This window comes from Bordetella tumulicola (genome assembly GCF_054779135.1).
The window spans coordinates 510,011-523,068 of sequence record NZ_BAAGYU010000006.1; the positions used below are offsets into that span (position 1 = coordinate 510,011).

Annotated in this window: 10 protein-coding genes; 5 read left to right on the top strand and 5 right to left on the bottom strand. The window is 61.1% G+C overall.

Annotation, left to right across the window (positions count from 1 at the left end; genetic code table 11):
* Nucleotides 1-40 precede the first annotated feature (40 nt).
* The gene (locus ACYVDM_RS06345; protein ID WP_415793610.1) at nucleotides 41-1,270 is read left to right on the top strand and encodes a nucleoside recognition domain-containing protein; all 1,230 of its coding nucleotides are present in this window, start codon (nucleotides 41-43) and stop codon (nucleotides 1,268-1,270) included.
* A gap of 470 nt (nucleotides 1,271-1,740) precedes the next feature.
* Here the strand turns inward: ACYVDM_RS06345 and pyk are convergent, their stop codons facing one another.
* Nucleotides 1,741-3,183: a pyruvate kinase gene (pyk, locus tag ACYVDM_RS06350; RefSeq protein WP_415791476.1), complete on the bottom strand. Its 1,443-nt coding sequence runs from the start codon at nucleotides 3,181-3,183 to the stop codon at nucleotides 1,741-1,743.
* A gap of 175 nt (nucleotides 3,184-3,358) precedes the next feature.
* On the opposite strand from pyk, the gene ACYVDM_RS06355 reads away from it, so the two are divergent.
* On the top strand, nucleotides 3,359-4,501 hold the full coding sequence (locus tag ACYVDM_RS06355) for a glycerate kinase (RefSeq protein ID WP_415791478.1): 1,143 nt from the start codon (nucleotides 3,359-3,361) through the stop codon (nucleotides 4,499-4,501).
* A gap of 43 nt (nucleotides 4,502-4,544) precedes the next feature.
* Here ACYVDM_RS06355 and rsmA read toward each other — a convergent pair whose 3' ends face one another.
* From rsmA to ACYVDM_RS06370, 3 genes are read right to left on the bottom strand one after another with little or no spacing between them, the layout of a single operon-like run.
* The gene (rsmA, locus tag ACYVDM_RS06360) at nucleotides 4,545-5,333 is read right to left on the bottom strand and encodes a 16S rRNA (adenine(1518)-N(6)/adenine(1519)-N(6))-dimethyltransferase RsmA (RefSeq protein WP_415791480.1); all 789 of its coding nucleotides are present in this window, start codon (nucleotides 5,331-5,333) and stop codon (nucleotides 4,545-4,547) included.
* Between the two features lie 17 nt (nucleotides 5,334-5,350).
* Entirely contained in the window at nucleotides 5,351-6,901 is a 1,551-nt protein-coding gene (locus ACYVDM_RS06365; protein WP_415791482.1) for a peptidylprolyl isomerase, read from the bottom strand.
* Nucleotides 6,898-9,273: an LPS-assembly protein LptD gene (locus ACYVDM_RS06370; RefSeq protein WP_415791484.1), complete on the bottom strand. Its 2,376-nt coding sequence runs from the start codon at nucleotides 9,271-9,273 to the stop codon at nucleotides 6,898-6,900. The genes ACYVDM_RS06365 and ACYVDM_RS06370 overlap by 4 nt, the downstream gene beginning before the upstream one ends.
* 200 nt (nucleotides 9,274-9,473) lie before the next feature.
* On the opposite strand from ACYVDM_RS06370, the gene ACYVDM_RS06375 reads away from it, so the two are divergent.
* The 3 genes from ACYVDM_RS06375 (at nucleotide 9,474) to ACYVDM_RS06385 (ending at nucleotide 12,074) form a co-directional block, all read left to right on the top strand.
* Nucleotides 9,474-10,514, top strand: a complete 1,041-nt coding sequence (locus ACYVDM_RS06375; protein ID WP_415791486.1) for an aminoglycoside phosphotransferase family protein — start codon at nucleotides 9,474-9,476, stop codon at nucleotides 10,512-10,514.
* Entirely contained in the window at nucleotides 10,514-11,248 is a 735-nt protein-coding gene (gene murU / locus ACYVDM_RS06380; RefSeq protein ID WP_415791488.1) for an N-acetylmuramate alpha-1-phosphate uridylyltransferase MurU, read from the top strand. Before ACYVDM_RS06375 ends, murU begins: the two co-directional genes overlap by 1 nt.
* Nucleotides 11,249-11,378: 130 nt before the next feature.
* The gene (locus tag ACYVDM_RS06385; protein ID WP_415791937.1) at nucleotides 11,379-12,074 is read left to right on the top strand and encodes a DUF6776 family protein; all 696 of its coding nucleotides are present in this window, start codon (nucleotides 11,379-11,381) and stop codon (nucleotides 12,072-12,074) included.
* 72 nt (nucleotides 12,075-12,146) lie between these two features.
* On the opposite strand, the gene ACYVDM_RS06390 is transcribed toward ACYVDM_RS06385, so the two are convergent.
* The gene (locus tag ACYVDM_RS06390) at nucleotides 12,147-12,797 is read right to left on the bottom strand and encodes an OmpA family protein (RefSeq protein ID WP_415791490.1); all 651 of its coding nucleotides are present in this window, start codon (nucleotides 12,795-12,797) and stop codon (nucleotides 12,147-12,149) included.
* Between the last annotated feature and the right edge of the window lie 261 nt (nucleotides 12,798-13,058).

The window sequence follows — 13,058 nt, forward strand, 5'->3', positions numbered from 1 at the left end:
CGCCGCGACTGGCCTTTTCTCGCTGTCTTTGCTTTCTGCCATGCTCAATAAACTCTGGTTGGGTTTCTTTCTTGCCGCTGCCGCGGCCGCCTCGTACCGCTGGCTATTCATCGGCGACCCCGACGTATTCCGCCAAGTCGTCGCCAGCCTGTTCGATATGGCGCGCATATCGGTCGAAGTCATGGTGCTGCTGTTCGGCACGCTCACCCTGTGGCTGGGCTTTCTGCGCATCGCCGAAGCCGCCGGCCTGGTTGAAAAACTGGCCAGCCTGCTGGGCCCCCTGTTTGCGCGCCTGATGCCTGAGGTCCCCCGCAATCACCCCGCCATCGGCCTCATCACACTGAACATGGCCGCCAATGGCCTGGGCCTGGACAACGCCGCCACCCCCATCGGCCTGCGTGCCATGCGCGAGCTGCAGAGCCTCAACACCAAACCCGACACGGCGACCAATGCGCAAATCCTGTTCCTCGTCCTCAACGCCTCGTCGCTGACGCTGCTGCCCGTCACGCTATTCATGTTTCGCGCCCAGCAAGGCGCCCCCGACCCCACGCTCGTTTTTCTGCCCATTCTGCTGGCCACCAGCGCTTCCACACTAGCCGGCTTGCTCGCCGTCGCCGCCTGCCAACGCCTCAAGCTCCATGATCCCGTCGCTCTCGCCTGGCTAGGCGGCATCGCTCTGCTGCTAGGCGCTTTCATGGCACTGCTCGCCAGCATGTCCACCGCCGCCATTGCCAGCCTCTCGTCACTCATGGGCAACCTGACGCTATTCGGCATCCTGTTGGCATTCCTGATCGTCGGCGCGTACAAACGCGTCCCGGTATACGAGACCTTTATCACCGGCGCCAAAGAAGGGTTCGACGTCGCCAAAAGCCTGCTGCCCTACTTGGTCGCCATGCTATGCGCCGTAGGCGTCCTGCGCGCCTCGGGCGCTCTCGACCTCGTCCTGGACGGCATCCGATGGCTGGCACACGCCGCCAACTGGGACACCCGCTTTGTCGATGCCCTCCCCACCGCGCTCGTCAAACCCTTTTCCGGCAGCGCCGCCCGCGCCATGATGCTGGAAACCATGACGCACTTTGGCGTAGACAGCTTCCCCGCCCTCCTCGCCGCCGTCATGCAAGGCAGCACGGAAACCACCTTCTACGTACTCGCCGTCTACTTCGGCTCCGTAGGCATCCTGCGCACCCGCCACGCCATCAGTTGCGCATTGATCGCAGACCTCGCAGGTGTTCTTGCCGCCATTGCGGTGTGCTATTGGTTCTTCGGTTAAGTACCGTAGTTCAGTAGCTAGCGGTGTTGTTGCTGGCGCAGGGTGTCTCTATTGACGCGTTCCAGGCGTGTGCGCAGTGGCGGCGCCGGCCTAATCGAAACGGCTCGGCCCAACCAAGGGCCTCGGCCCCGCTGCGCGGGGCTGCCCATTTCTCAAAAGGCCGGCGCCGCCACTGCGCACACGCCTGCAACTCACAGTAGTGATGCACTTCCGGAGCTGACATGCATCGTGCCGATCATCCATAACGTCCTCCCCATGAACCACCGACAGGACAACAGCATCCGTAAAGGGAAGACATTGCGAGCCGCTGTCCGCCGTGTAAAGGCCACGCCGGCCTTTTGAGAAACGGGCAGCCCCCGCAAGGGGGCCGAGGGCGCCTGTATGCGCCCGAGCCGTTTCGATTAGGCCGGCGTGGCCTTTACACGGCGGACAGCGGCGTCTCAAGAACTGCCACTCACCGCAAGCAAAACCTACTCGACAACGAGAATTTTCATGCCATTCGTCCCACCGCTATCGCGATAAGAATCCCCTTTGGTGAGGATTACCCAGTCGCCCTCTTGCACGCGTCCGCGCTTCTTGAGTTCATCGATCGCGGCGTTGCTCAGATCTGCGGGGTCGTAGGCGGTCGGGTCGAACGGGATCGTGTAGACACCACGAAAGAGTGCTGTTCGATGCTGAGTTTCGCTGTGTGGGCTATAGCAGTAGATCGGTACGCCTGAGCGGATGCGCGACATGATGAGCGGGGTGTGCCCGCTTTCGGTCAGCGCGATGATGGCCTTGACGCCCGGGAAATGATTGGCGGCGTACATGGCGGCCAGGGCGATGGTCTCGTCGCAGCGGGTAAAGGTTTCGCCCAGGCGGTGGTGCGAACGCGTCGTGGTGGGGTGTTTTTCTGCACCCAGGCATACGCGGGCCATGGCTTGCACGGCTTCGACGGGGTACTGGCCCGAGGCGCTCTCCGCGGACAACATGACGGCGTCCGTGTAGTCCAGGACGGCATTAGCCACATCGGAGACTTCGGCGCGTGTGGGCAACGGACTGGAGATCATTGACTCCATCATCTGCGTCGCCGTGATCACGACCTTATTCAGCGTGCGCGCATGTTGAATGATGCGCTTCTGGATGCCGACCAGTTCGGCATCACCGACCTCTACACCGAGGTCGCCGCGAGCCACCATGACGCCATCGCTGGCGCGAATCAATGCGTCAAGGGCCTGGTCGTCGACGACAGCTTCGGCGCGTTCGATCTTGGCGACGATCCAGGCACTGCTGCCTGCCGCTTGTACCAACTGTCGTGCTTCGTCGATATCGCTGCCGTAACGTGGGAACGACACGGCCACGTACTCGAGTTTCAACTCGGCGGCAACGAGGATGTCAGCGCGGTCTTTGTCGGTCAGGCTGGGGGCCGACAGGCCGCCGCCGCGTCGATTGATACCCTTGTTGTTCGACAGGGGGCCACCGACGGTGACGGTGGTGTGCACCGCGTCATCGACGATATGATCCACGACCAGCACAACACGACCATCGTCGAGCAGCAACTCATCGCCCGGCTGACAGTCTTTGACTAACTCGGGGTAGTCGATGCCGACGATGGACGTATTGCCCTCGTCGTTGGGATGGCTGTTCGACAAGATGAATTTATCGCCCGTGTGCAGGACGATTTGCTTGTCAGTGAACCGTGCGATGCGAATTTTAGGGCCTTGCAGGTCGCCCATCAGAGCGACATAGCGGCCTTGTTTGGCGGCGATGTCGCGCACTAAACGTGCACGTTCGCGATGGTCGTCGGCGGTGCCGTGCGAGAAGTTCAATCGCGCCACATCGATGCCCGCACGCACCAACGCTTCCAGCTGTTCTGGCGTTGATGTGGCCGGCCCCAGCGTGGCGACAATTTTGGTGCGACGCAATACGGACATAAATGACCTCTCTCTCGAAACGACGAATACGGTATGGTACGCCGGCCTCCGACATTGCAGGCAATCAGGTACCTAACAAAGTCTCACGGCTGCGCGGGTATTATTAACATCTTTCATTGCAAACTCTACCCTACCGCTTTCCTCGTCCCTCTCTCTGCTATCTACGATCATCCCCGTGAAAATTGTCATCGCCCCCGATTCGTTTAAAGAAAGTCTTTCTGCGCCCGACGCGGCTGCGGCTATCGAACGCGGTATTAAGCAAGCCTACCCTGGCGCGCATACCGTGTGTGTGCCGATGGCCGATGGTGGCGAAGGCACCGTCGAGGCCGTCCTGGCCGCTGCCGGCGGGCAATGGCGGTCGACCACTGTGCGCGACGCGTTAGGGGCATCGCGGGATGCCGCGTGGGGCTGGCTCGAGGACAAGACAGCAGTCATCGAAATGGCGGCCGCGGCCGGCCTGGAGCACACGCCACCGGATCAACGCGATCCGCTGCGCGCCAGCAGCGTGGGGGTTGGGCAACTGTTGCGTGCGGCGCTGGATGCCGGTGCGCAGCGCATTATTCTGGGTCTGGGCGGGTCGTCGACCAACGATGGCGGAGCGGGTCTGCTAAGCGCATTAGGCGTGCGTTTTCTGGACCAGGCGGGTCAAGACTTGGCCCTTGGCGCAGCAGCGTTGGCCGACCTGGACCGTGTCGACACGCAAGGGCTGGATCCACGTCTCGCCCAGGTTCAACTCGACATCGCATCGGATGTCGACAATCCGCTATGTGGCCCACAAGGCGCGTCGCATATTTTCGGCCCCCAAAAAGGCGCCTCGCCAGAGCAGGTCGCGTTCCTGGATAAATGTCTGGGTCGATTGGCCGATGTCTGCGCCCGCGACTTGGGACGTGATATGCGCGACGCGCCGGGCGCGGGTGCGGCGGGTGGATTAGGTTTTGCGGCGCACGCTTTTTTGAATGCGCGCTTTCGTCCCGGTGTCGAGGTCGTGGCAGAGCTCGGCCGGCTGGCACAAGCCATGGAGGGCGCCACGCTGGCCTTCACCGGCGAGGGTCGCATGGACGCCCAAACGTTACGCGGCAAAACGCCCGCTGGGGTCGCCCGTATTGCGCAGCGAGCGGGGGTCCCAGTGATCGCATTGGCGGGCTCGTTGGGAGAGGGCTATCAAGACCTGCATGCCGGGGGTATCACCGCCGCCTTCAGTCTGGCGCCGGGGCCGATCAGCCTGCAACACGCCTGCGACAACGCTGCACAGTATTTGTCCGACCGTGCCCGCGATGTTACGCAACTGTGGTTGGCAGCCAGCAAGCGCATGCTATAGGGCGGCAATGCCTGCCGCCACATCGTCCGTCCCGACCAGGGCTTTAGGCCGAGACGACACCCGCCTCGACCAGCGCATCAGTCATTTTGATGAACTTGTCGACAGAAATTTCCTCGGCGCGCGCGGTTGGCGCAATGTCAAGTGCCTCCCAGGGTACGAGTGCCGCCCAGTCCCCCAGCGCGCGCCGCAGCATCTTGCGGCGTTGCGCGAAGGCTCGCGCCACCACTTTTTCCAATGCCGACTCGCTGATAGGACGCACGCGGTCGATGGGCAACGGCACCATACGCACTACCGCTGACACGACACGCGGAGGGGGGTCGAAAGCCTCCGGCGGCACATCGAACAGTTTTTCCATGCGATAGCGCGATTGCAGCATGACCGACAAGCGCCCGAAATCCGAGCTACCCGGTGTGGCCACCATGCGATCAATGACCTCACGTTGCAACATGAAATGCTGATCGCGCACCGTATCGGCGGCGGCCATCAAGTGAAAGAGGAGCGGGCTGGAAATGTTGTAGGGCAGATTACCCACGACGCGCAGTCCGGCCCCCAGGCTCGCGAAATCGACCGTCAGGGCATCGGCTTCGATTACGGTCAACCGTTCGGCGGTGTGCTTGCCGCGCAACCGCGCGGCAAGATCGCGGTCAATCTCGACCACGGTCAAATGCGCCAGACTACGCAACAGGGGCTGCGTCAATGCAGACAACCCCGGCCCGATTTCGACGACGTGGTCATCCGATGCGGGCGCGATGGCCCGCACGATGCCTTCAATCACACTTTCGTCGGTCAGAAAGTGTTGTCCGAAACGCTTGCGCGCCTGGTGCTTGCTCATGGATGCACTCGAAACGCTTAGCGATTATTTTGGTCGTCGGCCATCTGTTTTTCGAGGCGATTATCGATATATGCCCCGGTACGCAGTTGTTCGACCCAGTCTTCGAACGCAGGCTGAGCACGGCGTTCGAACAGGATCTGACGGGCCTGCATGCGTTGCAAGTCGTCGCTGACATCGTGCTCACGGCGTTCTTCGACCTGAATCAAATGCCAACCGAATGGCGACAGCACGGGTTCGCTGAGGCCACCCACGGGCAGTGCGTTCATGGCCTGTTCGAACGCAGGCACCATCTCGCCCGGATTCACCCAACCCAAGTCACCGCCTTGCGGCGCATTGCCGTCTTCGGAGTACTGGCGAGCCATATCGCTAAACGAAGCCCCTCCGTTGATGACGCGCTGACGAATTTGCTCCAGTCGCTGACGGGCTTGATCGTCGGTCATCACGGCGGAGGTTTTGACCAGAATATGACGCGCATGCGTTTGCGTCACTTGCACCGGCCCTTGCTGCGTGGGCATGCCTTGGCCCGGTTGAGGAGCCACGGCGGGACTTTGCGGCGCTGGCTGCTGAGCAGGCTGAGCGGGCGCCCCGCCGGCGCGATCGAGCACCTTCAGGATATGAAAGCCGTTACCGCTTTGAATCACATCACTCACCTGTCCGGGCGACAGCGAAGCAATCGCCTGAACGAACAGGTCAGGCCAACCGTCCATCGGACGGGCGCCCATCACACCGCCTTGCAGTGCCTCTGGGCCATCCGACGTTTCGGCGGCCAGACTCGCGAAATCACTGCCCTTTTTCAGACGCGCGAGGACGCTTTCCGCTTTTTTACGCAACTCGGCGACCTCTGAGGAACTGGCGCCCTCGGGGACGCGGATCAGAATCTGCCCCAGTGCGACTTGCTCGGGTCCGGACTGTGCGCGTGCCTGCGGCGCACGCTGCGCGGGTGAGGGCGCGGAGGGCGCGGAGGGCGCGGCGCCCACCGCGGGATTGTTGGCGCGATCTTTCAGGAATGCGTCGACCTCGGCATCGCTGATGACGATGTTCGAGTCCACCGCGCGCTGGCGCAGGCGATTCATACGCAGATCATTGGATAAGGATTTGCGGTAATCCTCCCATTTCACGCCGGATTTTTCGACCTCAGCCCGCATTTGCTGTGGCGTTATACGATTGCGTTCGGCAATACTGGCAATGGCCTGATCGATCTGCCCGTCATTGACGCGGATCCCCAGACGGTCCGCCTCTTGGGTCTGCACGCGCTCGATGATCAGGCTTTGCAACACCTGGCGCCGCAGGATATCTTGAGGCGGCACCTGAATACCGCGCCGCTGCAGATCTTCGATAGCGCGTTTTGAGGCGCTATCGACCTCACGCAGCGTAATGACGTCTTTGTTGACCACTGCGGCAATGCCATCGACAAACTGATCGCCCTGCTTGGCGGATTGCGCGGCGGCGGGCTTGACCGACCCGCGGGTCGTAGGCTGCTGCGCGTAGGCGACAGGCACAGACGCGCATGCAGTCAAGACCAACAGGTTACCGGACAGCCGGCGCAAAGTGTGCAAGCTACGCATCATTCATACCTTTCAAATGTCGTGCCCTGAGGCGTCTGCGGCGTCACAGACTGATACCCAGGAATACTCTTGTTCAGCAGGCTCATCGGGTCTGTGCCCAATGAACCCAAACCGCTCAATTCCAATTGGAAAAACAGCGCGGTGTTGGTGTCGGATGCTGACACGGCATAGCGCTGGAACACTACCCGGCCCGTCCAGCAGCAATCCCCCTTGTACTCGACGCCGGCGATCGCCTGCGTCACGCGGGAAGACTCGTTGGCCGACGTATCCGTTGCTTGTTCAGAGCCCAACGAATAATCGATCCGGCCTACACCGTACCACCGTTGTGTAAATGGCCATTGGAATGCCAGACTGATTTGGTTCTGGCCGCGCGGCTGATAAATCCCGGTGTCCGGTAGCGGATTGCGCTGATAGCGATACGATAGCGCCACCGAGGTCAGGCGTTGCGGCCGCCACCGGGCACTGATCAGGCCACGAGACCAATTGTTGTCGTAGGGATCGTACTGCGCCGCGACCGCGGTGCTGAGTGTATCGGTCAGCGCGGCGCTCGCCGCCACCAGAAAGTCGGAGCGCACATTACGGTCTTCGCGTGGGCTTTCACCCGGTAATGTGACGCGTTGATCTTCGAAATACAGACGCTGCGCCGCCGACAATGACAACCGCTCAAAGCCACTATCCGCGTCGAGCCAACGGGTGGTCAATGCGGCCGTCAACTGGTTGGCGTTAGCAATACGATCCCAGCCACCCGTATAAATATTTTCTTCGAACGCCTGCTCGAAACTGAAATTCGCCAGCGTGGTGTCATACACCGGGAGCTTGGACTGGTCCCGATAAGGCACGTTCAGGTAATACAGTCGAGGCTCCAATGTCTGGATCGAGTCGTTGCCAAATAGCGTGGTGTCCCGCTCAAACACCATGCCCGCATCCACCGAAAAAATCGGCAGGGTGCGCGACATATTGCTCTCGTTCTGATTCAACCGATACCAATCGGTCTTGTATTGCGTATGGTGAATGCCGGCCTTGGGAACCACGAACCAGCCTGGACGCACGATCGGGTAGGACGCCGTCAAATAACTTTGCAACCGATCTCCGTCCGGACCCAGGCGCTCGTCGTTGAGCAAGGGCCGTTCGAAACGCACCGCCGTATTGGTCCACTCGACATCGAAGCCATTGGCGTCATACCGCGAGCCCTTCAGGTAGAGTTCGGGGACTTTGTTGTAGGGCGGCGCGAGCAGTGCGTCTTCGTCCTGCAGGGTCTGGTACTTGTAGACCTGGGCATAGGCATTCCAGTAACGATCGCTCCAGCCCACCCGGCCACGCTGCGGCAAATACGTCGTTGAAGCCTCGTTCAGGCCCAATGTGGAAAAATCCCGAAAATAGTCGTTGTCGGAAACCCTGGCATAGTCCCAATCGGCGGAAAACCCGTTCCCCAGCAATTGCTGGTGCCGCGAACGGAACATCCAGCGCCGGTCCCCCGTGTCCTGGTCACGGGACATATACGTACCAACCATGTCACCCGAATAGGACTGGCCCATATACCGGAACTCGGCGCCCAACTGCGGGCCGCGTTTGCTCAGATAGCGGGGCTGCAGCGTCAAATCGTAGTTGGGAGCCAGATTGAAGTAATACGGAATGGACAGATCCAGGCCGCTATTACTGGTCAGCCCGTACGTCGGCACCAAAAAGCCTGACTTACGTTCTTTTTTGACCGGAAACGTCAGATACGGCAATCCGAACAACGGCACGTCCTTGAAATACAGCACGCCATTGCGGGCCACGCCTTCGTTTTCGTCGAAATCGAGATCAGCGCTATCAGCCTCGATGTACCAGGACGGATTGGGGCACGGGCAGCCACTGTACTGCACGTTCGTCAGCCGCATTTGCGAACGACTGAAAATCTCGGCCTGATCCGCACGCGCCGTACCGCCATTCGCGCCGATCCAGAAATTCGGCGATTCGATCTCGCCGCTATCCGTATCCATATTGAACTGTGCCGCTGGACCCGTCACGAGCGTGCCGCCACGCATCATGCGCACACTGCCCTGGAGGTCAGTCGCACCGGTATCGTTGCGATAGTCGATCTTGTCGCCCTTGACCACCCCGTCTATACGACGCACCTCGGCGTTACCCGTCAACGTCACATTGGCATTCGGGTCGCCCTGGATATGATCGGCCTGCAAATAAGACGGCACGCTATCGTCAGGCGGGTTGTGCTCCTGCAGGCCTGTAGAGCTGCGCAGTTGGGGCGTCGCGCGCAAAGTCGGCGCTCCAGTCGCATTGGCCTCGGCGGGCAAACGCGTTCCCTGGCTGCCCTGCGCATGGACGGCACCGGCCAAGCTGACAGCAGAGAGGATCAACCACCGGACCATACTCACCGTAAATGCACGCCTTATTGATAAAAAACACCCGCCCCGATGCCAATCTGCACGGCGGCGATAATGACCCGGACAGGACATACACATTCGCATGCATGTCAGGAGGGGCGACCCGGTATTATAGAGAAGCTGAGCATAACGTTTTTAACAGAACACGCCCGGCAAGCAACCAAACCCTACCGTATTGCGAGACGGCCCCCTTGAGCACCGATCACGACCCCCGCCTGACCCAGGTCCAGACTTGGCTAACGACCCTGCCCGCCGAGTTGGCATTGGCCCCCGAAACCCTGCAACCGGCCTCTAGCGACGCTAGTTTTCGACGCTATTTCCGCATTCGCGCCGGCGCACGCACGGCCATTATCATGGATGCGCCCCCGCCACACGAAGACGTCCGCCCGTTTCTGCACGTCGGCGACCTGTTGCGGGAAACCGGGCTGAACGTTCCCGAGATACTGGCGCAGGCCCCCGACCAAGGCCTGCTATTGCTATCGGACCTGGGACACGACACCTATTACCAACGCATCCAGGCGGGCCTGCCCGACGATCAGTTACAAAATCTCTACCGCGAGGCCCTGGCCGCACTGGTGCGCATGCAACAGGCGCGCACCGAGGGGTTATCCGCCTATGACCGCCCCCGTCTGGCAGACGAGCTTGAGCTCTTCCCGCAGTGGTATGTCGAGCGGCATCATGGCGTGCAACTCGACGACAAGACCGCGACGGCGATTCAGCACATTTTTGGCCTGCTGTCCGATGCCAATGCCGCTCAGCCGCCCGTATTGGTGCATCGCGACTTTCACTCGCCCAACTTGATGGTCTGCGACGACCCCGCTTTCGGCCCGAACCCCGGCATTCTGGATTTCCAGGACGCCCTGGCCGGCCCCATTACCTACGACCTGGCCTCGCTGGTCATGGACGCACGCACCACCTGGGAAGAACCGCAACAACTGGACTGGGCCATCCGCTACTGGGAAATGGCGCGTGCCGCCGGTTTACCCATCCATGGCGATTTCGCCGATTTTCATCAGGCTTATGAATGGATGAGCCTGCAACGCAACCTGCGTATTCTGGGTGTTTTCGCCCGCCTGCATCACCGCGATGGCAAGCCGGTCTACCTGACACATATCCCGCGCGTCAATGCCTATGTGCGACAGGTCGCGCAGCGCTATGGCGTCTTCAAGCCCCTGCTTCGCCTCCTGGATCGACTCGACAATCGCGAAGTCCAAGTGGGGTATACGTTCTGATGCATGCAATGATTTTGGCAGCCGGACGCGGCGAACGCATGCGTCCCCTGACCGACCACACACCCAAACCATTGCTGCCGGTCGGTGGAAAACCCCTCATCGTCTGGCACCTCGAACGGCTGGCCGCGGCCGGCATACACCAAGTGGTGATCAACCACGCCTGGCTGGGCGAGCAACTACCTGCCCAACTGGGTGATGGCAGCCGATACAACGTGCGCATCACCTATTCCGCGGAAACCCCGCCCGCCCTGGAAACCGCAGGCGGCATCGTCCAGGCCCTGCCCTTTCTCGGGCAAGCACCTTTTCTGGTCATCAATGGCGACATCTGGTGCGACTGGGACCCTACCGAGGCGCAAACCCGGGCGCAGGAGCTCAACGCCGCCCAGGCCGAGGCGTGGCTGTTACTGGTCGACAACCCCGAGCATCATCCCAAGGGCGACTTTGTCCTGTCCGCCCAAGGCCGCGTGTTGAGCGATGACACGGCGCCCGCGGGTCAAGCCGGCATCTCGGGTACAGCCGGGGCATCCCAACGGTTGACCTTTGCCGGGATCGGCCTGTACCGTCCCAGCCTGTTTGCCGCCTTGCCCGCGGCCACCCCCGCCCCGCTGGCACCGTTGCTGCGCACCGCCATGCAGCGCGGCACGGTTCTGGGCACTCATCATCGCGGCACGTGGACCGACGTCGGCACCCCACAACGGCTGGCCATGCTGGATGCGCGACTGAGCACCACCTAGCCTGCGCGACGGCGGCAATACGCAACTAAATTTGTCAGCCGTAACCTGAGCTACGATACAAACGTTATTCTTTACCGATTTTGGCTCGTCACAGCCAGCAACACACGCACACAAGGTTTTAAGCATGGGGATGTTCGGACGCTCGCAACGAGCCACTTTCAAGCCGTCGGTCTATAACCCCGGCAAACGCGCTCGCCGGATGCCGCGTTGGGTTTTTTTGATGTTGATCGGCGTCGGCCTGGGCGCAGGCGGCGTATTATTTTTGCAAGCCAACTACGGACCGCCTCGCTTAACGATCGAGCAATCCGAGCAACTGCAGTCTGAACTGAACGCGGCCAATCTCGAGCGTCAGCGCCTGCGCACGCAACTCGGCGAGGCCACGACACAACGTGACAGTAGTCAGGCCGCTCAAAAACAGGCGACGACTGAACTGACGGCAGCGCGCGAGCAGCTTCAGCAACTCGACAAAGCGCTGACGGTTTTCCAGAACGTGGTCCCACCGGATCCGCGCGGCACCGACATTGGCGTGCGCTCCGGCCTGTTCAGCCGCGCCCCGGGCAAACTCAGCTACCAAGTGCTCTTGATGAGGGACAGCAAAGGCCCCGAATTCAAGGGCACATTGCGATTGACCGTAGAGGGCGTCTATCGCAATGGGCGCGCGGGCGCGATCGATCTGCCTCCCATCGATATCACACTGAATCACTACCACGTGGCACAAGGCACGGCAGAGGTGCCCGAGGGTCTTACCCCACGCTCGATACGCATCCAGGTGATGGATCCCAGCGACCGCCAGCAAGCCATGCGCGTGTACTACGTGCGCGGTTAACCGATCTATCGTGGCGGGCACGTAAGGCCCGCCACGGCATTCACAGCCCGCCCCTGTCGGCGGGCTGTTTTCTTACTGCGGCTTTACCGCGTACAAGTAAACCTCGACGCGCCGGTTTGCCGCACGGCCTTCGGCGGTTCCGTTATCCGCGATCGGGTCACGGGCGGCACGGCCTTCGATGCTCATGCGATTCTGAGCCACGCCCTTGCCGGCCAGATAGGTGGTCACGCTACGAGCGCGCTTGTCAGACAGGGTCTGGTTATACGCGGCGGCACCCGTGCTATCCGTATGGCCCACCACTTTCGTGCGCAGTTCCGGGTGCTCTGTCAGCGCACGCGCCACACTATCGAGCACCGGCAACAGCGCGGGTTTCAGTACGGCCTTGTCCGTGTCAAACGAGACGTTGCTGGGGATATTGACCTTCAGGCTGCCATCGGGCATTTCGACCACGTCAATCCCGAGCGACGACGCGCCAGATTGCTGCACATCTTTCTTGACGCCCGACCAGTTGTAGCCGATCAGGCCGCCGGCCACAGCGCCAATACCCGCGCCAATCGCCGCCCCCTTGCCATTGCCGATCAAGGCCCCAATCCCAGCGCCAGCCGCAGCACCGGCGCCCGTGCCGACCGCGGTATTGGTTTGCTGTTGCGTCGCACAGCCGGCGGCTAACGCAGCCACCGCGATCAACGTCGCGATACGGGGAAATATTCTTTTTGCTTGCATGACAGCCTCCAATAACGCCCATGAATGGCGCAAATTGACATAACCGGGTCAGCCCGGCGTGATGATGCTAGCAAGACCGCATGCACCATCCGTGACATTCTGCGTCTGATTCGCTGCCAAATGCAAAAAACATCACAAACCCGAACTCGACCGCCTGACGCGAGGCCTGCAAGAAATCGCTATGAATGCAACGGCGCGACGGGTTTACCCCCCGCAAATTATCCGGAGTACAACCATAGGGGCTAATACGGATATCAAAGG

What these genes read in the sequence shown, in the direction of transcription:
- rsmA (WP_415791480.1), bottom strand. Translation starts at nt 5,333, where the DNA reads ATGAGCAAGCACCAGGCGCGCAAGCGTTTCGGACAACACTTTCTGACC.
- ACYVDM_RS06385 (WP_415791937.1), top strand. Translation starts at nt 11,379, where the DNA reads ATGTTCGGACGCTCGCAACGAGCCACTTTCAAGCCGTCGGTCTATAAC.
- ACYVDM_RS06390 (WP_415791490.1), bottom strand. Translation starts at nt 12,797, where the DNA reads ATGCAAGCAAAAAGAATATTTCCCCGTATCGCGACGTTGATCGCGGTG.
- murU (WP_415791488.1), top strand. Translation starts at nt 10,514, where the DNA reads ATGCATGCAATGATTTTGGCAGCCGGACGCGGCGAACGCATGCGTCCC.
- ACYVDM_RS06365 (WP_415791482.1), bottom strand. Translation starts at nt 6,901, where the DNA reads ATGATGCGTAGCTTGCACACTTTGCGCCGGCTGTCCGGTAACCTGTTG.
- ACYVDM_RS06345 (WP_415793610.1), top strand. Translation starts at nt 41, where the DNA reads ATGCTCAATAAACTCTGGTTGGGTTTCTTTCTTGCCGCTGCCGCGGCC.
- pyk (WP_415791476.1), bottom strand. Translation starts at nt 3,183, where the DNA reads ATGTCCGTATTGCGTCGCACCAAAATTGTCGCCACGCTGGGGCCGGCC.